This is a genomic window from Pseudomonas saponiphila (assembly GCF_900105185.1).
Lineage (GTDB): Bacteria > Pseudomonadota > Gammaproteobacteria > Pseudomonadales > Pseudomonadaceae > Aquipseudomonas > Aquipseudomonas saponiphila.
The window spans coordinates 368052-388723 of record NZ_FNTJ01000002.1; the positions used below are offsets into that span (position 1 = coordinate 368052).

Annotated in this window: 20 protein-coding genes; 14 read left to right on the forward strand and 6 right to left on the reverse strand. The window is 63.7% G+C overall.

Annotated elements, in window-relative coordinates; translation table 11 throughout:
• Both BLV47_RS23625 and BLV47_RS23630 read left to right on the forward strand, forming a co-directional pair.
• Positions 1–1785 carry a GMC family oxidoreductase gene (locus BLV47_RS23625; RefSeq protein WP_092318174.1) on the forward strand — a complete coding sequence of 595 codons (1785 nt, stop codon included), beginning with the start codon at positions 1–3 and terminating at the stop codon, positions 1783–1785.
• Between the two features lie 12 nt (positions 1786–1797).
• A complete protein-coding gene (locus BLV47_RS23630) occupies positions 1798–3102 on the forward strand; it encodes a c-type cytochrome (protein WP_092318177.1) in 1305 nt (434 codons plus the stop codon).
• A 46-nt stretch (positions 3103–3148) separates the two neighbouring features.
• On the opposite strand, the gene BLV47_RS23635 is transcribed toward BLV47_RS23630, so the two are convergent.
• Positions 3149–3505 (reverse strand): hypothetical protein, encoded by a 357-nt coding sequence (locus BLV47_RS23635; RefSeq protein ID WP_092318180.1) that lies wholly within the window; start codon positions 3503–3505, stop codon positions 3149–3151.
• Positions 3506–3702: 197 nt separating this feature from the next.
• Here BLV47_RS23635 and BLV47_RS23640 point away from each other — a divergent pair, with 197 nt between their 5' ends.
• Positions 3703–4761, forward strand: coding sequence for a PA0069 family radical SAM protein (locus tag BLV47_RS23640; protein WP_092318184.1), 1059 nt, complete (start codon positions 3703–3705; stop codon positions 4759–4761).
• Positions 4762–4888: 127 nt separating this feature from the next.
• Positions 4889–5623 carry a carbonic anhydrase gene (locus BLV47_RS23645; RefSeq protein ID WP_092318187.1) on the forward strand — a complete coding sequence of 245 codons (735 nt, stop codon included), beginning with the start codon at positions 4889–4891 and terminating at the stop codon, positions 5621–5623.
• Between the two features lie 315 nt (positions 5624–5938).
• On the opposite strand, the gene BLV47_RS23650 is transcribed toward BLV47_RS23645, so the two are convergent.
• Positions 5939–6589 carry a hypothetical protein gene (locus BLV47_RS23650; protein ID WP_092318190.1) on the reverse strand — a complete coding sequence of 217 codons (651 nt, stop codon included), beginning with the start codon at positions 6587–6589 and terminating at the stop codon, positions 5939–5941.
• Positions 6590–6959: 370 nt separating this feature from the next.
• On the opposite strand from BLV47_RS23650, the gene coxB reads away from it, so the two are divergent.
• The 4 genes from coxB (at position 6960) to BLV47_RS23670 (ending at position 11343) form a co-directional block, all read left to right on the forward strand.
• Positions 6960–8087, forward strand: a complete 1128-nt coding sequence (gene coxB, locus BLV47_RS23655) for a cytochrome c oxidase subunit II (RefSeq protein WP_092318193.1) — start codon at positions 6960–6962, stop codon at positions 8085–8087.
• An 82-nt stretch (positions 8088–8169) separates the two neighbouring features.
• Positions 8170–9765 (forward strand): cytochrome c oxidase subunit I, encoded by a 1596-nt coding sequence (gene ctaD / locus BLV47_RS23660; RefSeq protein WP_092318196.1) that lies wholly within the window; start codon positions 8170–8172, stop codon positions 9763–9765.
• A 99-nt stretch (positions 9766–9864) separates the two neighbouring features.
• A complete protein-coding gene (locus BLV47_RS23665; RefSeq protein WP_092318199.1) occupies positions 9865–10422 on the forward strand; it encodes a cytochrome c oxidase assembly protein in 558 nt (185 codons plus the stop codon).
• A 33-nt stretch (positions 10423–10455) separates the two neighbouring features.
• Positions 10456–11343 (forward strand): cytochrome c oxidase subunit 3, encoded by an 888-nt coding sequence (locus BLV47_RS23670; RefSeq protein ID WP_092318202.1) that lies wholly within the window; start codon positions 10456–10458, stop codon positions 11341–11343.
• Between the two features lie 25 nt (positions 11344–11368).
• On the opposite strand, the gene BLV47_RS23675 is transcribed toward BLV47_RS23670, so the two are convergent.
• Positions 11369–11572 (reverse strand): twin transmembrane helix small protein, encoded by a 204-nt coding sequence (locus tag BLV47_RS23675; protein WP_092318205.1) that lies wholly within the window; start codon positions 11570–11572, stop codon positions 11369–11371.
• A 70-nt stretch (positions 11573–11642) separates the two neighbouring features.
• On the opposite strand from BLV47_RS23675, the gene BLV47_RS23680 reads away from it, so the two are divergent.
• Genes BLV47_RS23680 through BLV47_RS23700 form a run of 5 tightly spaced genes read left to right on the forward strand, consistent with a single transcriptional unit; the run spans position 11643 to position 15551 of the window.
• Complete coding sequence (locus BLV47_RS23680) at positions 11643–12383, forward strand: SURF1 family protein (RefSeq protein ID WP_092318208.1); 741 nt, start codon at positions 11643–11645, stop codon at positions 12381–12383.
• Positions 12349–12939, forward strand: a complete 591-nt coding sequence (locus tag BLV47_RS23685) for a hypothetical protein (RefSeq protein ID WP_092320560.1) — start codon at positions 12349–12351, stop codon at positions 12937–12939. Before BLV47_RS23680 ends, BLV47_RS23685 begins: the two co-directional genes overlap by 35 nt.
• A 10-nt stretch (positions 12940–12949) precedes the next feature.
• Positions 12950–14029, forward strand: coding sequence for a COX15/CtaA family protein (locus BLV47_RS23690; protein ID WP_092318211.1), 1080 nt, complete (start codon positions 12950–12952; stop codon positions 14027–14029).
• A complete protein-coding gene (cyoE, locus tag BLV47_RS23695; RefSeq protein ID WP_092318214.1) occupies positions 14017–14919 on the forward strand; it encodes a heme o synthase in 903 nt (300 codons plus the stop codon). Before BLV47_RS23690 ends, cyoE begins: the two co-directional genes overlap by 13 nt.
• Positions 14916–15551, forward strand: a complete 636-nt coding sequence (locus BLV47_RS23700; RefSeq protein ID WP_092318216.1) for an SCO family protein — start codon at positions 14916–14918, stop codon at positions 15549–15551. The genes cyoE and BLV47_RS23700 overlap by 4 nt, the downstream gene beginning before the upstream one ends.
• Positions 15552–15695: 144 nt before the next feature.
• Here the strand turns inward: BLV47_RS23700 and BLV47_RS23705 are convergent, their stop codons facing one another.
• The 3 genes from BLV47_RS23705 to BLV47_RS23715 form a co-directional block, all read right to left on the reverse strand.
• Positions 15696–16469 (reverse strand): MetQ/NlpA family ABC transporter substrate-binding protein, encoded by a 774-nt coding sequence (locus BLV47_RS23705; RefSeq protein WP_092318218.1) that lies wholly within the window; start codon positions 16467–16469, stop codon positions 15696–15698.
• A gap of 63 nt (positions 16470–16532) precedes the next feature.
• Positions 16533–17207, reverse strand: coding sequence for a methionine ABC transporter permease (locus BLV47_RS23710; protein WP_092318221.1), 675 nt, complete (start codon positions 17205–17207; stop codon positions 16533–16535).
• A complete protein-coding gene (locus BLV47_RS23715) occupies positions 17207–18214 on the reverse strand; it encodes a methionine ABC transporter ATP-binding protein (RefSeq protein ID WP_092318224.1) in 1008 nt (335 codons plus the stop codon). Before BLV47_RS23715 ends, BLV47_RS23710 begins: the two co-directional genes overlap by 1 nt.
• Before the next feature lie 212 nt (positions 18215–18426).
• Between BLV47_RS23715 and katE the strand changes: the two genes are divergently transcribed.
• Positions 18427–20622: a catalase HPII gene (gene katE / locus BLV47_RS23720; RefSeq protein ID WP_279626608.1), complete on the forward strand. Its 2196-nt coding sequence runs from the start codon at positions 18427–18429 to the stop codon at positions 20620–20622.
• Positions 20623–20672 lie beyond the last annotated feature (50 nt).

Here is a 20672-nt window from a genome sequence, read left to right on the forward strand (position 1 = left end):
ATGGCCACAGTGATGAAGAAGGTCGACGCGGTGATCGTCGGTTTCGGCTGGACTGGCGCGATCATGGCCAAGGAGCTGACCGAGGCCGGGCTCAACGTGCTAGCGCTGGAGCGCGGGCCGATGCAGGACACCTACCCCGACGGCAGCTATCCCCAGGTGATCGATGAACTCACCTACAGCGTGCGCAAGAAACTCTTCCAGGACATTTCCAAAGAGACGGTGACCATTCGCCACAGCGTCAACGAGGTAGCGCTACCCAATCGACAACTGGGTGCCTTCCTGCCGGGTAATGGCGTGGGTGGCGCCGGCCTGCACTGGTCCGGGGTGCACTTTCGGGTCGATCCCATCGAGCTGCGCATGCGCAGCCACTACGAAGAGCGCTACGGCAAGGCCTTCATCCCCAAGGACATGACCATCCAGGATTTCGGCGTCAGTTATGAAGAGCTGGAGCCGTTCTTCGACTTCGCCGAAAAGGTCTTCGGCACCTCGGGCCAGGCCTGGACCGTGAAAGGCCAGCGGGTGGGCGAAGGCAAGGGCGGCAACCCCTATGCCCCGGATCGTTCGGACCACTTCCCGCTGGAGTCGCAGAAGAACACCTATTCTGCACAGCTGTTTCAGAAAGCCGCCAATGAAGTGGGCTACAAACCCTACAACCTGCCGTCGGCCAATACCTCGGGGCCTTACACCAATCCCTACGGTGCGCAGATGGGCCCGTGCAACTTCTGCGGATTCTGCAGCGGCTACGTCTGCTACATGTATTCCAAGGCCTCGCCCAACGTGAACATTCTGCCGGCCCTCAAGCCGCTGCCGAATTTCGAGTTGCGCCCCAACTCCCACGTGCTCAAGGTCAACCTCGACAGCAGCAAGACCCGCGCCACCGGCGTCACCTATGTCGATGGCCAGGGCCGCGAGATCGAACAGCCGGCGGACCTGGTGATCCTCGGCGCCTTCCAGTTGCACAACGTGCGGCTGATGCTGCTGTCGGGCATCGGCAAGCCCTATGACCCGATCAGCGGCGAAGGGGTGGTGGGCAGGAACTTCGCCTACCAGAACATGGCCACCATCAAGGCCTATTTCGACAAGGACGTGCACACCAACAACTTCATCGGCGCCGGCGGCAACGGCGTGGCGGTGGACGATTTCAACGCCGACAACTTCGACCACGGCCCCCATGGCTTCGTCGGCGGCTCGCCGATGTGGGTCAACCAGGCCGGCAGCCGGCCGATTGCCGGCACCTCGAACCCGCCGGGCACCCCGGCCTGGGGCAGCGCCTGGAAAAAAGCCACGGCCGACTACTACACCCACCAGGTGTCGATGGACGCCCACGGCGCGCATCAGTCCTACCGTGGCAACTACCTGGATCTGGACCCGGTGTACCGCGATGCCTACGGCATGCCCCTGCTGCGGATGACCTTCGACTGGCAGGAAAATGACATCAAGATGAACCGCTTCATGGTCGAGAAGATGGGCAAGATTGCCGAGGCGATGAACCCCAAGGCCATCGCCCGGCTGGGCAAGCAGGTGGGCGAGCACTTCAACACCGCGTCCTACCAGACCACCCACCTGAACGGTGGCGCGATCATGGGCACCGACCCCAAGACCAGCGCCCTGAACCGCTACTTGCAGAGCTGGGACGTGCACAACGTCTTCGTGCCCGGGGCTTCGGCCTTCCCTCAGGGCCTGGGCTACAACCCCACCGGCCTGGTGGCGGCGCTGACCTACTGGTCGGCCCGGGCGATCCGCGAGCAGTACCTGAAGAACCCCGGCCCGCTGGTGCAGGCATAAGGAGCGATGACCATGAAAGCACTCGTTATCGCCACCCTGGCCCTGCTGGGCAGCGCCTCTGCCAGCGCCGCCGAAGTGGATCAGCAGGCCCTGGTGCAACAGGGCGAATACCTGGCCCGCGCCGGTGACTGCGTGGCCTGCCACACCGCCAAGGACGGCAAGCCGTTCGCCGGCGGCCTGCCCATGGAAACCCCCATTGGCGTGATCTATTCCACCAACATCACCCCGGACAAGACCGGCATCGGCGACTACAGCTTCGAGGACTTCGACCAGGCCGTGCGCCATGGCGTAGCCAAGGGCGGCAGTACCCTGTACCCGGCCATGCCCTTCCCCTCCTATGCCCGGGTCAGCGACGCCGACATGCGGGCGCTCTACGCCTACTTCATGCAAGGCGTGGCCCCGGTGGCCAGGGACAACCAGGACAGCGACATTCCCTGGCCCCTGAGCATGCGCTGGCCGTTGGCGATCTGGCGCTGGATGTTCGCCCCCAGTGTGGAGACTTCGACGGTCGCCGCTGGCAGTGATCCTGTCGTCAGTCGTGGCGCCTACCTGGTGGAAGGCCTTGGCCACTGTGGCGCCTGCCACACGCCACGGGCCCTGACCATGCAGGAAAAGGCCCTGAGTGCCAGCGATGGCAGTGCTTTCCTTGCCGGCAGCGCGCCGCTGGAAGGCTGGATCGCCAAGAACCTGCGGGGCGATCACCAGGACGGCCTGGGCAGCTGGAGCGAAGAACAACTGGTGCAGTTCCTCAAGACCGGGCGCAGTGATCGCAGCGCGGTGTTTGGCGGCATGAGCGATGTGGTGGTGCACAGCATGCAGTACATGAGCGAGGCCGACCTGACGGCGATCGCCCGCTACCTCAAGTCGCTGCCGGCCAGTGATCCCAACAACCCGCCGCAGCAGTACGACAAGCAGGTGGCCCAAGCCCTGTGGAAGGGTGACGACAGCAAGCCCGGCGCGGCGGTGTACATCGACAACTGCGCGGCCTGCCATCGCACCGACGGCCACGGCTACACCCGGGTGTTCCCGGCGCTGGCGGGCAATCCGGTGCTGCAGTCGGCGGATGCCACCTCGCTGATCCACATCGTGCTCAAGGGCGGCACGTTGCCGGCCACTCACAGTGCGCCGTCGACCTTCAGCATGCCGCCCTTCGCCTGGCGCCTGTCGGACCAGGAGGTGGCCGACGTGGTCAACTTCATCCGCAGCAGTTGGGGCAACCAGGCCTCGCCAGTTACGCCCGGAGATGTTGCGGCGCTGCGCAATGGCGACCTGCAGAGCACATCCAACGATGATTTGGGGCCGTTCAGCCGTCACTAGCGTCAAGGCCGGCGCCCGCTGCGGGCGTCGGTCCGACGTTGGCTGTTCAGCCTTGGCTGAAGCGCTGGATGCCCAAGCGGCTTTGCAGCTGATAGCCGGCGATGCAGTCCGCCAGCCCGGCGTTCATCAGGTCTTCCCAGCTGGCGGGGAGCAGGCCGATGCCATCGTGGTGGGGGCTCCAGCGCACCTCGGCGAACTTCGGGTCCGCTTCACCGAAGGGCTGCTGGCTGCTCACCGTGGCCTTTTCGATGTCCTGGGTGCACAGCTCGAATTCGCAGGCCAGGCCCCAGAGCTGGCCATCAGGCGCCCTGACGATGATCAGGTCGGCACCTTGTTCGTAGCTGGGGAGGTAGGCATCTGCCGCGTAGAAGATCTTTTCCAGCGTGCCGGGCGTCCTGGGCATATTTGCGCTCCTGTTCTTTGAGCCTGCCTTATACCCTAACGCGGCAAATCGGTAGGAGCCGGCTTGCCGGCGAAGGTGCGGTACGGCCTGCGTCGGGCGGGGAAGGTTCGCTTGCGCGGTGGGGTTTCGGTCCGGCGGTGCTGGCAAGATAAATCCGACTCCATTACTGTATACCCATACAGTAATGGAGCGCTCCCATGTTCACTCCCCTGCCTCCCCGTGGTCGTGGTACCGCGAGCAATCCGCACAACCGTTTCGCGCCCAAGCGTTCGGTGGCCGAGGACGACGGCTGGTACCAGGAGGTGCCGCTGACCCAGGGCACCGAAGTGCGTTTTGAGACGGCGAAATCCATCATCACCCGCAACAGTTCGCCGGACCTGCCCTTCGATCGTTCGATCAACCCCTATCGCGGCTGCGAGCATGGTTGCATCTACTGCTATGCGCGACCCAGCCACGCTTACTGGGACCTGTCGCCGGGGCTGGACTTTGAAACCAAGCTGATCGCCAAGAGCAACGCCGCCGCCCTGCTGGAGCAGCAGTTGTCCAAGCCCGGTTATCGCTGCGCGCCGATCAACCTGGGGTCCAACACCGATCCCTATCAGCCCATCGAGCGCGAGCAGCAACTGACCCGGCGCACCCTGGAAGTGCTGCTGCGCTATCGGCACCCGGTGACCATCGTCACCAAGGGGTCGCTGATCCTGCGGGACCTGGACCTGTTGGCCGAGCTGGCCCGGCAGCGGCTGGTGGCGGTGATGATCAGCCTGACCACCCTGGACGATGAGTTGAAGCGCATTCTCGAACCTCGGGCGGCGGCGCCCAAGGCGCGATTGCGGGCGATCCGGGTGATGCGTGAAGCAGGTATTCCGGTCGGGGTGCTGTGTTCACCGATGATCCCGATGATCAACGACAGCGAGCTGGAAAGCCTGCTTGCCGAGGCCCATGCCGCCGGGGCGCAAAGCGCGGCCTACATGATGCTGCGGCTGCCCCTGGAAGTGGCGCCGCTGTTCGAGGAATGGCTGGCGGCGCATTACCCGCAGCGCGCCGCCCACGTGCTCAGCCTGATCCGTCAGAGCCGCGGCGGTGAGCTGTATGACAGTCGTTTTGGCAGCCGCATGCGCGGCGAGGGACCTTTCGCCGAGTTGCTGGCCCAGCGTTTTGCCAAGGCTCTCAAGCGTCTGGGGCTCAATCGCCGCGAGGTGTTCGATCTCGACTGTTCGGCCTTCTGTCCGCCGGGCGGACAGATGTCGTTGCTGTGAACGGCATTGGCCTATCGTTGAGTGACCCAGTGGTCGCGGGCGGCGGCTCGGTTATTTCTTAATCGATTACTGGCGTCGTGCCGGATAATTCTGGAAAATTCACCAAATCCGACAGAGAGGCTGAATCATGAGTGACAAAGATAAACAGCCGTTGGCTGCGTCGGCTCCGGCACCCACCGAGGTTGGCGAAACCGCCGATGCAGCGCTGCAGCATATCGTTGACGGCTTTTTGCATTTTCATCATGAAGTCTTCCCGCAGCAGGAAGAGTTGTTCAAGAAACTGGCCACGGCCCAGCGGCCGCGGGCGATGTTCATTGCTTGTGCCGATTCGCGCATCGTTCCCGAACTCATCACCCAAAGCTCCCCGGGCGACCTGTTCGTGACCCGCAACGTGGGTAACGTGGTGCCGCCTTACGGGCAGATGAACGGTGGTGTGTCGACGGCGATCGAGTACGCGGTGCTGGCCCTGGGGGTGCATCACATCATCGTCTGCGGGCATTCGGACTGCGGCGCCATGCGCGCGGTGCTCAACCCCCAGAGCCTGGAGAAGATGCCCACGGTCAAGGCCTGGCTGCGCCATGCCGAAGTGGCGCGGACCATGGTCCACGAGAACTGCGATTGCGCCGACGAGTCGTCCAGCATGCATGTGCTGACCGAAGAGAACGTCATCGCCCAGTTGCAGCACCTGCGCACCCACCCTTCCGTGGCCTCGCGCATGGCCAACGGCCAGTTGTTCATCCATGGCTGGGTCTATGACATCGAAACCAGCTCGATCAAGGCCTACGACGCGGACAAGGGTTGCTTCCTGCCGCTCGATGGCAGCCACCCGATCCCGGTTGCCACGCCCAAAGCGCGTTTCTAAATTCCCTTGAGTGGTAGCAGCCAGGGCCGCCGTCTGGCGGCCCTGGCTTGGTCACGCCCGAAGTACAGCCAGGAGCAGGGTGCACGCTGCCCTGCCTTGGCAACTGCTGGTAGGCGGGAGTCGGGCCGGCCGCGCCAGGGGCTTGCGGCTGCTGATCGAAACACGGGGAGTGAAGCGGCGCCTGGAAGGCTGGTCGAGCACCAAGGGTGGGCACTGCAGGGCAAGAGGCTGGACCGAAGGTTGGGCGCGCGGCGCTCGCAGAGGGCCGGCCCTTCGCCACAAGGCTCGTTGCGAGCCTTGCTGGCGAGGCGTGGGTCAGGCGGCGGGCTGGTCCAGTTCCAGTTCAACGCCCAGTTGGCGCGACAGGCAGGGCCAGCGTTTCCAGGCGGCCTCGGTATCCGGGCTGCTGAGCTTCTCGCGGTAGGCTTCGACTGACTCCAGGGCGAAGCTCTCTTCGTTGAGCATCGCGTCGACTGCGTGGTGCACCGCTTCGTCCAGCTGGTTGGCGAAGGTTTCGCCGATCAGTTGGTGGGCGATGAGGTTGGCGACCGTCATGTCCAGGGGGATCAGCGGACGGCCGAAATGCTTGATGTACAGGTCGTTGACTTCCTCCACCAGGCGCAGGGCCAGGTAGGCTTCGTCCAGCAGGCTGTCGAGGCCGACGTGGCCGTCCATGATGGCCGGCGGCTGGAGGAAGAATTGCTCGGCGATCTTCAGTACCGGCTTGATCTGCGACTCGATGCCGGCTTCGCGGGCCACCGCGTTGGCGGCGTCCAGCAGGTCCGGAACCTGGTCGATGTAGGCGCTGACGAAACGGGTCAGGACGCCCTTGGCGTCGACTTCGGGCAGCTGGATGGAGGGGTGCAGGTGAGGCAGTTGCGTTTCCAGCTGACGGGCCAGAAGGCCCGTGCTGGCTTCGTGTTGCTGGGCCAGCTGGATCTGCTCGCGCAATGCGACGGTGTTCATGAAAACTCCAGGGACAAGGACATGAATAGGGAGCACATAAGTTAGCGTGCTTACAAAAGCGGTTAAGACGCATTTGTCATAATTATTTCATGCTTAGTCATCGCGGTTATATCGCTGTATTCGCCCCTGCTTTCTACCCCTTTTCCTCCGTGGCCTGCAAAGCCCTTCCCCGGCGTTTCAAGTGATTTATGCCAGCGCGTTGCGAGGTGAGAGTCGCTGTCTATACTCGCCAATGAATGAAGTTAGCTGATGACGCTCGACTGCAGACGCAGCGAGGCCCCGGCCGGTTTAAGTTCGTAGTCTAGGCAGCCGCTCCCTTGCCGCAGGTGTTGAGCCTCCGGGATAACAAGAACGATAAGGGGAACCCGCAATGATGCGACATCCACATGTCTGGATGGGCCTGCTGTTGTGGTCGGTATTCAGCCAGGCGCAAGCCGCCTGGACGGTGAACATGACGCCAGGGGCGACCGAGATAAGCCACGCGGTGTTCGACCTGCACATGACCATCTTCTGGATCTGTGTGGTGATCGGGCTCATCGTCTTCGGCGCGATGTTCTGGTCGATGATCGTGCACCGTCGCTCCACCGGCCAGGTCCCGGCCCGTTTCCACGAAAGCACCACGGTGGAAATCCTCTGGACCATCATTCCCTTCCTGATCCTGGTGGCCATGGCCGTGCCCGCCACGGCGACGCTGATCAAGATGTACGACACCAGCGAGCCGGACGTGGACATCCAGATCACCGGCTACCAGTGGAAGTGGCACTACAAGTACCTGGGCCAGGATGTGGAGTTCTTCAGCAACCTGGCCACTCCCGCCGAGCAGATCCACAACAAGACCGCCAAGGGCGAGCACTACCTGCTGGAAGTCGACCAGCCGCTGGTGCTGCCGGTGGGGGCCAAGGTGCGCTTTTTGGTGACCGCCGCCGACGTCATCCACTCCTGGTGGGTGCCGGCCTTCGCGGTCAAGCGTGATGCCATCCCCGGCTTCGTCAACGAGGCCTGGACCCGGGTCGACAAGCCCGGCATCTATCGCGGCCAGTGCGCCGAGCTGTGCGGCAAGGACCACGGCTTCATGCCGATCGTGGTCGACGTCAAGAGCCAGGCCGACTACGACACCTGGCTCGGCGAACGCAAGGCCGAGGCGGCCAAGCTCAAGGAACTGACCAGCAAGGAATGGACCCTCGACGAACTGGTGGCCCGTGGCGACAAGATCTACCACACCACTTGCGTCGCCTGTCACCAGGCCGAGGGCCAGGGCCTGCCACCGATGTTCCCGGCGCTCAAGGGGTCGAAGATCGCCACCGGTCCCAAGGAAGCTCACCTGAGCCTGGTGTTCCACGGCAAGCCCGGCACCGCCATGGCGGCTTTCGGCAAGCAGCTCTCGGAAGTCGACATCGCCGCCGTGGTCACCTACGAACGCAACGCCTGGGGCAACAACAAGGGCGACATGGTGACGCCCAAGGATGTCCTGGCGCTGAAACAGGCGGAAAGCAAATGAGCCGGTTCATCGAATATTTGCGCAAGCGGTCGCGGCACGTCGCTGCCGATCATCCCGTCCATTCGCTCGCAGGAGACAGGACATGAGTGCTGTGATCGATGACCACGGCCACGCCGGCCATGATGACCACGCCCATGGTCCCGCCAAGGGCCTGATGCGCTGGGTGCTGACCACCAACCACAAGGACATCGGCACCCTGTACCTGTGGTTCAGCTTCTGCATGTTTCTCCTTGGCGGTTCGTTCGCCATGGTGATCCGTGCCGAGCTGTTCCAGCCCGGGCTGCAGATCGTCGAGCCGGCGTTCTTCAACCAGATGACCACCATGCACGGCCTGGTGATGGTCTTCGGCGCGGTGATGCCGGCCTTCGTCGGCCTGGCCAACTGGATGATCCCGCTGATGATCGGCGCGCCGGACATGGCCCTGCCGCGGATGAACAACTTCAGCTTCTGGCTGCTGCCGGCGGCCTTCCTGCTGCTGGTGTCGACCCTGTTCATGCCCGGCGGCGGGCCGAACTTCGGTTGGACCTTCTACGCCCCGCTGTCCACCACCTACGCCCCGGAAAGCGTGACCTTCTTCATCTTTGCCATTCACCTGATGGGCATCAGCTCGATCATGGGCGCGATCAACGTGATCGCCACCATCCTCAACCTGCGTGCCCCGGGCATGACCCTGATGAAGATGCCGCTGTTCGTCTGGACCTGGCTGATCACCGCGTTCCTGCTGATTGCGGTGATGCCGGTACTGGCCGGCTGCGTGACCATGATGCTGATGGACATCCACTTCGGCACCAGCTTCTTCAGTGCCGCCGGCGGCGGTGACCCGGTCTTGTTCCAGCACGTGTTCTGGTTCTTCGGCCACCCCGAGGTGTACATCATGATCCTGCCGGCCTTCGGCGCCGTCAGCTCGATCATCCCGACCTTCAGCCGCAAGCCTCTGTTCGGCTACACCTCGATGGTCTACGCCACCGGGGCGATCGCCTTCCTGTCGTTCATCGTCTGGGCGCACCACATGTTCGTGGTCGGCATCCCGCTGGTGGGCGAGCTGTTCTTCATGTACGCCACCCTGCTGATCGCCGTGCCCACCGGGGTCAAGGTGTTCAACTGGGTGAGCACCATGTGGCAGGGCTCGCTGACCTTCGAGACGCCGATGCTGTTCGCCGTGGCCTTCGTCATCCTGTTCACCATCGGCGGCTTCTCCGGGCTGATGTTGGCCATCGCCCCGGCGGACTTCCAGTACCAGGACACCTACTTCGTGGTGGCCCACTTCCACTACGTGCTGGTGCCGGGAGCGATCTTCGGGATCTTCGCCTCAGCCTATTACTGGCTGCCCAAGTGGACCGGGCACATGTACGACGAAACCCTGGGCAAGCTGCATTTCTGGCTGTCCTTCGTCGGCATGAACATGGCGTTCTTCCCCATGCACTTCGTCGGGCTGGCCGGCATGCCGCGGCGGATTCCGGACTACAACCTGCAGTTCGCCGACTTCAACATGGTGTCCTCCATTGGCGCCTTCACCTTCGGCGCCACGCAGATCTTCTTCCTGTTCATCGTCATCAAGTGCATTCGCGGTGGCAAACCGGCCCCGGCCAAGCCGTGGGAAGGTGCCGAGGGCCTGGAGTGGAGCATCCCTTCGCCGGCGCCGTACCACACCTTTGTCACCCCACCGGAAGTGAAATGAACCGCTGGGCCGTAGGAGCGAGCTCGCTCGCGAAGGCGCCAGAGCCTGGTGTCCGGTTCGCCGGCAAGCCGGCTCCTACAGGTTCGGGAGGAGGTTGAGATGTCCGAAGTCTCGCTGAAGAAACTGGTGACCCGCCTGTTGCTGGTGGTGGCGGCGATGTTCGTCTTCGGTTTTGCCCTGGTGCCGATCTACGACGTGATGTGCAAGGCCCTGGGCATCAATGGCAAGACCGGAGGGCAGTACGCGGACCAGAGCCAGCAGGTGGATGAGTCGCGCCAGGTGCGGGTGCAGTTCCTGTCCACCAACGCCATCGACATGGTCTGGGATTTCTACCCCAAGGCCGATGACATCGTGGTCCATCCGGGGGCGGTGAACGAGATGATCTTCATCGCCCGCAATCCCAGTGATCACCCGATGAGCGCTCAGGCCATCCCGAGCATTTCCCCCAGCAGCGCGGCCATGTACTTCCACAAGACCGAGTGTTTCTGCTTTACCCAGCAGGTGCTGCAGCCCGGGGAGAAGATCGAGATGCCGGTGCGTTTCATCGTTGACCGCGACATGCCCAAGGATGTGAAGCACCTGACGCTGGCTTACACGCTGTTCGATATCACCGCGCGTCATCCACCCGTGGCGGCGACCGCCAAGACCGGTGGATAGACGATCTGGCGTGCCCGATAAGGAGAACGACCCATGGCGACTCATGAGCACTATTACGTTCCGGCCCAGAGCAAGTGGCCGATCATCGCGACGGTGGGCATGTTCGTCACCGTGTTCGGCCTGGCGACCTGGTTCAACGATCTGAAGGCGGCGCGCCCGGAATCCCACGGGCCACTGATCTTTTTCGTCGGCGGCCTGCTGCTGGCCTACATGCTGTTCGGCTGGTTCGGCGCGGTGGTCAAGGAAAGTCGCGCCGGGCTGTACAGCGCTCAGCTCGATCGCTCGTTCCGCTGGGGCATGAGCTGGTTCATCTTCTCCGAAGTGATGTTCTTCATGGCCTTCTTTGGCGCGCTGTTCTATGTGCGGCACATGTCCGGGCCCTGGCTCGGCGGTGAGGGGCACAAGGGCATCGCCCATATGCTCTGGCCGAACTTCGAGTTCGTCTGGCCGCTGCTCGACAACCCCGATCCGAAACTCTTTCCATCGCCCAAGGGCACCATCAGCCCTTGGGGCCTGCCGCTGCTCAACACCGTGCTGCTGGTCAGTTCCAGCGTCACCGTGACCATCGCCCACCATGCCCTGAAGAAAGGCCATCGCGGTGCGCTGAAGATCTGGCTGGCGCTGACCGTGCTGCTGGGCTGCGCCTTCCTCGGCTTCCAGGCCGAGGAATACATCCACGCCTATCACGAACTGGGGCTGACCCTGGGCTCGGGGATCTACGGCGCGACCTTCTTCATGCTCACCGGGTTCCACGGGGCCCACGTGACCATCGGCACCTTGATCCTGTTCGTGATGCTGATGCGCATCCTGCGCGGGCATTTCGACGCCGAGCATCAGTTCGGCTTCGAGGCGGCCAGCTGGTACTGGCACTTCGTCGATGTGGTGTGGATCGGCCTGTTCGTCTTCGTCTACGTGCTCTGAGGCGCTGTTCAGGAGTTGCTGCGCCCTACCAGGGCGCGTGGGACACCAGCTGGCCGCTGAAGAAGCCCCAGGCGATCAGGCCCACGGTGATCGCGGCCAGGCACACCCGAACACTCAGGGCGGTCACCAGGCGCTTGGATTGGCTGTCGTCCTTGACCAGAAAGAACAGGCCGCTGAACAGGCTGATCACCGTGGCAATCAGCATCAGGACGATGGCTGCTTTGAGCATGGTGGGACTCCGGGGGGAACGCGATGTACAGCAGTATAGCGAGTGGATTTCTCAAGCCTGCGGGTCGCTCATGAAAGGCTTCCGGCCCGGCGTCGTGCCGACCCTGGTGGTGCTGTTGCTGCTGCCGGTGCTGGTTTACCTGGGCTTTTGGCAACTGGGGCGCGGCGAGCAGAAACGCCAGCTGCTGGCCAGTTACGCCGAGCGCCGCGTGGCCCAACCGGTGCCGCTGCTGGAGTTGCTGGGCGCCGAGGATACGGCCTTTCGCCGACTGCGCCTGTATGGCCATTTCGATGCCGAGCACAGCCTGCTGCTGGACAACCGCCTGCACGACGGCCAGGCCGGAGTCGAGTTGCTGCAACCCTTCCTCGACCAGACCAGCGGGCGCTGGCTGCTGGTCAATCGTGGCTGGCTGCCCTGGCCCGACCGGCGCACACCGCCGGTCTTCAGCACCCCGGAGCAGAGCCTGAGCCTGGATGCCTGGGTCTACGTTTCTCCGGGAGCGGTGTTCCAACTGCATGCCGACCCGGCCGCTGCGCGCTGGCCGCGGCTGATTACCGCCGTGGCCCCGCAAGCACTCTGGGCCGAGCTGGATCGCATTGGCTTCAACCAGGAGGTGCGCCAGGAGTCCGGCCCGGGCGCTTACCTGACGGCTTGGCCGGTGGTGGCCATGGGACCGGAAAAACACCAGGGCTACGCCGTGCAGTGGTTCGCCATGGCCCTGGCCCTGCTGCTCCTCTATCTCTATTTCGGCTGGCACAACGCACGGGAGAAACGCCATGGGAACGGCCATGAATCCACCCAGCATCTCTGAAGCTCCAACAGCCAATCGGCGTCGTGGACGCTGGCAACTGATCCTGATCCTGCTGATGGTGATCGGCCCGATGATCCTCGCCACCGGCATGTACAAGCTGCAGTTCTGGGTGCCGGAAAGCCGCAGTTACCACGGCGAGCTGATCGGCAACGGCCAGACCCGCGCCGATATCGGCGTGCAGGCCGAGGAAGATCGCTGGCAGATCCTGGTTACCGCGCCCAAGGAGTGCGCGGTGGATTGCCAGCAGCTGGTGTACCTGGCGCGGCAGATCCAGGTGGCCCTGGGCCGCGATGCCTCGCGGGCCAGCCATGCCCTGGCCAGCGCCCAGCCGCTGAGTGCCGAATATGCAGCCAGGCTGCAGCGCGAATACCCGCAGTTGCAACGCTATCCCCTGGACCTGGTGACCTTCACCCAGGGCGCCAAAGACAAGGACGCGCCGCAGCTGTGGATAGTCGATCCCCACAGCAACCTGGTGCTGCGCTATGACGCTCGGGTCAAGGGCAAGGACCTGCTCAACGACCTGCGCCACCTGCTGAAACTGTCGAACATCGGATAAGGGCATCGTCATGGCCAAACCTGGATTTCGCCTCGCGTTGTTGGCCACCTTGCTGGCCCTGATCGTGGTGTTGCTTGGCGCCTACACCCGGCTGACCCACGCGGGCCTCGGTTGCCCGGACTGGCCCGGCTGCTACGGCTTTATCAGCGTGCCGCAAAGCGAGGCGCAGCTGGCCCATGCCGAGCGGCACTTTCCCGATACCCCGGTGGAAGCCCACAAGGGCTGGAACGAGATGATCCACCGCTACTTCGCCGGGACCCTGGGGCTGTTGATCGTGCTGCTGGCGGCCCGCGCCTGGAGCCATCGCCGGCATCCCGGGCAGCCGCTGAAGCTGCCGCTGTTCCTCCTGGCGGTGGTGTTCGCCCAGGCGGCCTTCGGCATGTGGACGGTGACCCTCAAGCTCTGGCCCCAGGTGGTCACCGCGCACCTGCTGGGGGGCTTTGCCACCTTGAGCCTGCTGTTCCTGCTGACCTTGCGCCTGTCCGGCGTATTGCCGGCGCTGATCGTGCCGCGGCGCTTGCAGTACTGGGCCACGGCCGGGCTGGTGCTGGTGATCGGGCAGATCGCCCTGGGCGGCTGGGTCAGTTCCAACTATGCGGCGGTGGCCTGTATCGACCTGCCCACCTGTCACGGCCAGTGGTGGCCGAACATGGATTTCGCCAACGGCTTTCACCTGACCCAGCACATCGGCCCCAACTACCTGGGCGGGCAACTGGACAGTGACGCCCGCACCGCCATCCACATGACCCACCGGGTGGGCGCGGTGTTGGTGACCCTGGTGTTGCTGGGCTTGGCCTGGCAACTGCGGCAGACCGGGATGACCCGCCTGGCCGGGCTGGTGTTGCTGGCCCTGGGGGCGCAGATCAGCCTGGGCCTGAGCAACGTACTGTTCCACCTGCCCCTGCCGGTGGCGGTGGCGCACAACGCCGGGGGCGCGGCGCTGCTGCTGACCCTGGTGCTGGTCAACTATCACGCGCGTACCAGCCTGGTGCAGGCCCGGGATCGCCAGCCACTGGGCTGGCGTCTGAGCCCGCGCAAACAGGTGGCCGGTCCCATCACCATCAAAGGAGAGATGCCATGGCGACTCTGATTGGCGAACGTCAGCAGCCCCGGGCGATCTGGCGTGATTATCTGGAGCTGACCAAACCCAAGGTGGTGGTGTTGATGCTCATCACCTCCCTGGTGGGCATGTTCCTCGCCACCCGCGCCGGGGTGCCGTGGACCGTGCTGGTGTTCGGCAACCTGGGCATTGCCCTGTGCGCGGGTGGCGCGGCGGCGGTGAACCATGTGGTGGACCGGCGCATCGATGCGCTGATGGCCCGGACCCACAAGCGGCCCCTGGCCGAAGGCCGGGTTTCACCCCGGGCCGCCCTGGCGTTCGCCCTGTGCCTGGCCCTGGCCGGGCAGGCCCTGCTGCTGGCCTTCACCAATCCGCTCACGGCCTGGCTGACCCTGGCCTCCCTGCTGGGCTACGCGGTGGTCTACACCGGCTTTCTGAAGCGCGCGACGCCGCAGAACATCGTCATCGGCGGGCTGGCCGGCGCGGCCCCGCCGCTGCTGGGCTGGGTCGCCGCCACCGGGCACCTGAGCGCCGAACCGCTGCTGCTGGTGCTGATCATCTTCGCCTGGACCCCGCCGCACTTCTGGGCCCTGGCCATCCATCGCAAGGAGGAGTACGCCAAGGCCGATATCCCGATGCTGCCGGTGACCCACGGCGAGCATTACACCAAGGTGCACATCCTGCTCTATACCTTCGCCCTGCTGGCGGTGAGCCTGCTGCCTTATGCCATTCACATGAGCGGCATGCTGTACCTGGCGTGCGCCCTGGCCCTGGGCGGGCGCTTCCTGCAATGGGCCTGGGTGCTGTACCGTGGCACTCGGCCGCACGCGGCGATCAACACCTTCAAGTACTCTATTTATTACTTGTTCCTGCTGTTCATCGCCCTGCTCGTAGACCACTACCTACTGTTGAACCTATGACTCGAACTCAGAAAACCGTCTTTATTCTCGTTGCCCTGGTGGCCCTGGTGCTGGGGCTGACCGTCAACAAAGTACTGTCCGGCAAGGGTCAGGGGGATCCCACCGCCTTGATCGATGCCGGCATCATCCTCCTGCCCCAGAGCCGCACGCTGCCGGCGGTGAAAATGCTCGACCAGGATGGCCAGCCCGTGGTGATCGATGAGTTGAAGGGCAGATGGTCGCTGCTGTTCTTCGGCTACACCTTCTGCCCGGACATCTGCCCCACCACCCTGGCCCAACTGCGGCAGATCAAGAGCGAGTTGCCCAAGGAGGCGGTGGACAAGCTGCAGGTGATCCTGGTCAGCGTCGACCCCAACCGCGATACGCCGCAGCAGCTCAAGCAGTACCTGGGCTACTTCGACAAGGACTTCAAGGGCCTGACCGCTTCCTCGGTGGAAGACCTGCAGAAGCTCGCGAATGCCGTGAGCATTCCGTTCATTCCGGCGGACACCAGCAAGCCCAACTACACCGTGGACCACAGCGGCAACCTGGCGGTGATCGGCCCGGACGGTCGCCAGCGCGGTTTTATCCGCGCGCCGTTGAACAACCAGAAGCTGGTGGCCCAGTTGCCGCTGATGTTGCAGCGCCAATAACGCGGCATGCTTGAACCGCTGAACCTTTAGCCGCTGCCGCAGGCTGCGATCGGCCTCGAAGAGGACGCGCGCTTGAGGCCCTGGGCAGCGGCCACAAACAAAACGGGGCGCCCCAAGGCGCCCCGTTTGTGTTTCTGCAACCGATCAGAATGCCGGCACGATGGCGCCTTTGTACTTCTCGTTGATGAACTGCTTCACTTCCGGGCTGTGCAGGGCCGCGATCAGTTTCTTCATGGCGTCCGAGTCCTTGTCGTCAGGACGGGCCACCAGGATGTTCACGTAAGGCGAGTCCTTGCCTTCGATCACCAGGGCGTCCTTGGACGGGTCCAGCTTGGCTTCCAGGGCGTAGTTGGTGTTGATCAAGGCCAGGTCGACCTGGGTCAGCACGCGCGGGATGGTGGCGGCTTCCAGTTCACGGAACTTCAGGTCCTTGGGGTTCTCGGTGATGTCCTTGACGGTGGCCAGGATGCTGTTGGAATCCTTGAGCTTGATCAGGCCGGCCTTGTCCAGCAGCAGCAGCGCGCGGCCGCCGTTGGTGGCGTCGTTGGGGATCACCACGGTGGCGCCGCCCGGCAGTTCGGACAGTTGCTTGAACTTGCTGGAGTAGGCGCCCAGGGGCTCCACGTGCACGCCGGCCACGCTTACCAGCTTGGTGCCCTTGGTCTTGTTGAACTCATCCAGGTACGGCTGGTGCTGGAAGAAGTTGGCGTCCAGGCGTTTCTCGGCCACTTGCACGTTGGGCTGCACGTAGTCGGTGAAGACCTTGACCTTCAGGTCCACGCCTTCTTTGGCCAGGGCCGGTTTGACGAATTCCAGGATCTCGGCGTGGGGCACCGGTGTGGCAGCCACGGTCAGGGTTTCGGCGGCGTGCGCGGAGAACGCGGCAACGGCTGCGAAAGCGACGAGTAGTTTTTTCATCGAACAAGCTCCTTGTAAGTCGCCCGACCCCGGGCGCCTGCCGGCCAGGGCCGGCGTTTGCAATTATTTGCGGGAAAAATGCACCACCAGCTTATCGCCGACGGTTTGCAGAACCTGAACCAATACAATCAGCAGCACCACGGTCACCACCATCACATCGTCCTGGAAGCGCTGGTAGCCATAACGGATGGCCAGGTCGCCGAGGCCGCCGGCACCCACGACACCGGCCATGGCGGTGTAGCCGACCAGGGCAATGGCGGTGACCGTGATCGCCGCGATGATACCGGGGCAAGCCTCGGGCAGCAGGGCGTTCATGATGATCTGCCGGGTAGTGGCACCCATGGCCTGGGTGGCCTCGATGATGCCGCGATCCACTTCACGCAGCGCGGTTTCTACCAGACGGGCGAAGAAGGTGGAGGCGCCCACCACCAGCGGCGGGATGGCCCCGGCCACGCCCAGGGAGGTGCCGGTGATGAGGATGGTGGTTGGAATCATCACGATCAGCAGGATGATGAACGGCAGCGAGCGGATGGCGTTGACCACGAAGCCCAGGACCGAATAGACATTTTTCTGTTCCAGCAACTGCTTCGGGCTGCACAGGAACAGCAGCACGCCCAGCGGCAGGCCCACCAGGACGGTGAACAACAGGGACGTGCTGAGCATGACCATGGTGTCGCTGGTCGCCACCCCGATATCGGCCCAGTCAACGTTGTCGAAGTAATGCAGTAAGCCGCTCATTAGCGCAGCACCTCCATGTGGACATCCGCCGCGGTGAAGCGGGCGAAGGCCGCTTCCATGTCACCGCCGGTGATGGCCAGGGTCAGTTGCCCGTAAGGGGTGTCTTTGATGCGGTCGATGCGTCCGGCGAGGATGCTGTAGTCGACCCCGGTCTCCCGGGCCACGGTGCCCAGCAACGGCGCGTAGGTGGCGTCGCCCTGGAAGGTCAGGCGCACGATGCGCCCCGGCACGTGGGCGAAGTCGTCGCGCTGCTCGTTCTCGTCGATCTGCTCGTCTTCCTGGACGAAACGCTTGGTGGTCGGGTGCTTGGGGTGCAGGAACACCTCGGCCACCGGCCCCTGTTCGACGATCCGGCCGGCGTCCATCACCGCCACCTGGTCACAGACGCGACGGATCACGTCCATCTCGTGGGTGATCAGCACGATGGTCAGCTTCAGTTCGCGGTTGATCTCGGCCAGCAGTTGCAGGACCGAGGCGGTGGTCTGCGGATCGAGGGCGCTGGTGGCTTCGTCGCACAGCAGGATTTTCGGCTTGGTGGCCAGGGCGCGGGCGATGCCGACGCGCTGCTTCTGGCCGCCGGACAGTTGCGCCGGGTATTTCCTGGCGTGGTCGGCCAGGCCGACCCGGTCCAGCAACTCGGCGACGCGGCGTTCGATGTCGCTGCGTGACAGTTCACCGGCCAGGGTCAGGGGCAGCGCGACGTTGTCGGCCACGGTCTTGGACGACAGCAGGTTGAAGTGCTGGAAGATCATCCCGACCTGCTGGCGGAAGCGGCGCAGGCCGTTGGCATTCAGTGCGGTGACCTCTTCGCCGTCGACGATGATCTGGCCACCGCTGGGGTTTTCCAGGCGGTTGATCAGGCGCAGCAGGGTACTTTTGCCCGCCCCGGAATGACCGATCAGGCCGAACACCTGGCCATTCTCGACCCGAAGACTGGTCGGGTGCAGGGCGGGAATATCCTTACCGGCGACCCGGTAGGTTTTATGGACGTTTTGAAACTCGATCACGTAGCGAACCTTGTGGGGCGCGTTAGAAAAGGATCAGCGGTTAGCCGGGCGCGCATTTTAGCCTGTCCGTATAGAGGTTCTTAGCATTTATTTCGCGATCATCCTGCCATTTGGCGATAACGCGATCAAAGGTCATAAAAAAGGAACGCTCGCGGTTTCTCGTCAGTCACTACTCAAGCCACTCGAAAGCCCCAGGTGCCGTGCCTGTGGGCCTGTGTTCACGAAGCCCCGGCGCGCCAGGGATTTCGCCAACGAGGAGTTCTTGCCTGATGAGTACGAAAAAAACCAATGCCCCGAAAAGCCAGATGGCCGGGGCCGATACCCTGGACCGCGGCAACAGCAACCGCAAGTTGCAGAGCCTGGAGCCGTTCCGCTCCGACGCCACGGGCCAGGCCCTGCGGACCAATCAGGGGGTGAAGGTCGCCGACAACCAGAACAGCCTGAAACTGGGCGTCCGCGGGCCTTCGCTGCTGGAAGACTTCATCATGCGGGAGAAGATCACCCACTTTGACCATGAGCGGATTCCCGAGCGCATCGTCCATGCCCGCGGTGTCGGTGCCCATGGTTACTTCCAGAGCTACGACAATCATTCGGCACTGACCAAGGCCGGTTTCCTGCGCGATCCGCAGAAGAAGACCCCGGTGTTCGTGCGCTTTTCCACGGTCCAGGGGCCAAGAGGCTCCGGCGATACCGTGCGCGATGTCCGGGGTTTTGCAGTGAAGTTCTTCACCGACGAGGGCAACTTCGATCTGGTGGGCAACAACATGCCGGTGTTCTTCATCCAGGACGCGATCAAGTTCCCCGACTTCGTGCATGCCGTGAAGCCCGAGCCCCACAACGAAATCCCCACCGGCGGCTCGGCCCACGACACCTTCTGGGATTTTGTCTCCCTGCAGCCGGAGTCGGCGCACATGGTGATCTGGGCCATGTCCGACCGGGCCATTCCGAAAAGCCTGCGCAGCATGCAGGGCTTTGGCGTGCACACCTTTCGCCTGATCAACGCCGAGGGAGGCGCAAGCTTCGTCAAGTTCCACTGGCGGCCGACGGTGGGCACCTGTTCCCTGGTCTGGGACGAGGCGCAGAAGCTCGCGGGCAAGGACACCGACTTCCATCGGCGCGACCTGTGGGAGGCCATCGAAACCGGGGATTACCCGGAGTGGGAGTTCGGCGTGCAGATCATCGCCGAAGAGGACGAACACAACTTCGACTTCGACATTCTCGACCCCACCAAACTGATCCCCGAGGAGCTGGTGCCGATCACGCCCCTGGGCAAGATGGTGCTCAACCGCAACCCCGACAATTACTTCGCTGAAACCGAGCAGGTCGCCTTCTGCCCGGGGCACATCGTGCCGGGGATCGACTTCTCCAATGACCCGTTGCTGCAAGGACGGCTGTTTTCCTACACCGATACCCAGATCAGTCGCCTGGGCGGACCGAACTTTCATGAGCTGCCGATCAACCGTCCGCTGACCCCGTTGCACAACGGCCAGCGCGACGCCATGCACCGCAGCACCATCGACAAGGGCCGGGCAGCCTATGAGCCGAACTCCATCGATGGCGGCTGGCCCAAAGAAACCCCGCCGGCGGCCCAGGACGGTGGTTTCGAGAGTTATAACGAGCGCATCGATGCCCACAAGATCCGCCAGCGCAGCGAGTCATTCAGCGACCACTTCTCCCAGGCGCGGCTGTTCTTCAAGAGCCTGAGCAAGCACGAGCAGGAACACATCATCGCGGCCTACAGCTTCGAGTTGGGCAAGGTCGAGCGGCAGTGGATCCGTGAGCGGCAAGTGAACGAGATCCTCGCCAACATCGATCTGCACCTGGCCGCTCGCGTGGCCGAGAACCTGGGCTTGGCCGCGCCGAAGAAGGCCACTGTGGCAGAGCGCAAGACGTCGCTCACACGTTCGCCGGCCCTGAGCCAGGCGAACCTGCTGCCGGGTCATATCAAAACGAGGAAGGTGGCGATTCTTGCGGCCAACGGCGTTGATGGTGCAGCGATTGACGCGTTGCAGAAGGCTCTCAAGGCCGAAGGGGCACACGCCAAGCTGCTGGGCCCGACCTCGGCGCCGGTGACCACTGCGGATGGCCAGCGCCTGGCGGTGGATGCCTCCATGGAGGGCTTGCCTTCAGTGGCTTTCGACGCGGTGTTCGTGCCGGGTGGTGCGCAGTCGATCAAGACCCTGAGCGGCAATGGCGTGGCTTTGCATTACCTGTTGGAGGCCTACAAGCACCTCAAGGCTATCGCCTTGCACGGCGAAGCCCGGGAGCTGCTGGAGGTGCTCAGGCTGCAGGCGGATGACGGCTTGATTCTGGGGGCGGATGCCAAGGCGCTGAAGCTGTTCTTTGCCGCCATTGCCCAGCATCGGGTGTGGAGTCGGGAGGAAAGGGCCAAGGCGATCCCGGCCTGAACACGCTTTCGCCACCCGGCCCGCTCCTTTGGGGAACCGGCCGGGCGGCG

Bases quoted from the DNA above. Each gene is read 5' to 3' on its own strand.
- coxB (WP_092318193.1), top strand. From the start codon at position 6,960: ATGATGCGACATCCACATGTCTGGATGGGCCTGCTGTTGTGGTCGGTA.
- BLV47_RS23705 (WP_092318218.1), bottom strand. From the start codon at position 16,469: ATGAAAAAACTACTCGTCGCTTTCGCAGCCGTTGCCGCGTTCTCCGCG.
- BLV47_RS23700 (WP_092318216.1), top strand. From the start codon at position 14,916: ATGACTCGAACTCAGAAAACCGTCTTTATTCTCGTTGCCCTGGTGGCC.
- BLV47_RS23680 (WP_092318208.1), top strand. From the start codon at position 11,643: ATGAAAGGCTTCCGGCCCGGCGTCGTGCCGACCCTGGTGGTGCTGTTG.
- BLV47_RS23645 (WP_092318187.1), top strand. From the start codon at position 4,889: ATGAGTGACAAAGATAAACAGCCGTTGGCTGCGTCGGCTCCGGCACCC.
- cyoE (WP_092318214.1), top strand. From the start codon at position 14,017: ATGGCGACTCTGATTGGCGAACGTCAGCAGCCCCGGGCGATCTGGCGT.
- BLV47_RS23670 (WP_092318202.1), top strand. From the start codon at position 10,456: ATGGCGACTCATGAGCACTATTACGTTCCGGCCCAGAGCAAGTGGCCG.
- BLV47_RS23690 (WP_092318211.1), top strand. From the start codon at position 12,950: ATGGCCAAACCTGGATTTCGCCTCGCGTTGTTGGCCACCTTGCTGGCC.
- BLV47_RS23675 (WP_092318205.1), bottom strand. From the start codon at position 11,572: ATGCTCAAAGCAGCCATCGTCCTGATGCTGATTGCCACGGTGATCAGC.
- BLV47_RS23635 (WP_092318180.1), bottom strand. From the start codon at position 3,505: ATGCCCAGGACGCCCGGCACGCTGGAAAAGATCTTCTACGCGGCAGAT.
- BLV47_RS23665 (WP_092318199.1), top strand. From the start codon at position 9,865: ATGTCCGAAGTCTCGCTGAAGAAACTGGTGACCCGCCTGTTGCTGGTG.
- BLV47_RS23650 (WP_092318190.1), bottom strand. From the start codon at position 6,589: ATGAACACCGTCGCATTGCGCGAGCAGATCCAGCTGGCCCAGCAACAC.
- BLV47_RS23640 (WP_092318184.1), top strand. From the start codon at position 3,703: ATGTTCACTCCCCTGCCTCCCCGTGGTCGTGGTACCGCGAGCAATCCG.
- BLV47_RS23630 (WP_092318177.1), top strand. From the start codon at position 1,798: ATGAAAGCACTCGTTATCGCCACCCTGGCCCTGCTGGGCAGCGCCTCT.
- BLV47_RS23625 (WP_092318174.1), top strand. From the start codon at position 1: ATGGCCACAGTGATGAAGAAGGTCGACGCGGTGATCGTCGGTTTCGGC.
- BLV47_RS23710 (WP_092318221.1), bottom strand. From the start codon at position 17,207: ATGAGCGGCTTACTGCATTACTTCGACAACGTTGACTGGGCCGATATC.
- BLV47_RS23685 (WP_092320560.1), top strand. From the start codon at position 12,349: ATGGGAACGGCCATGAATCCACCCAGCATCTCTGAAGCTCCAACAGCC.
- ctaD (WP_092318196.1), top strand. From the start codon at position 8,170: ATGAGTGCTGTGATCGATGACCACGGCCACGCCGGCCATGATGACCAC.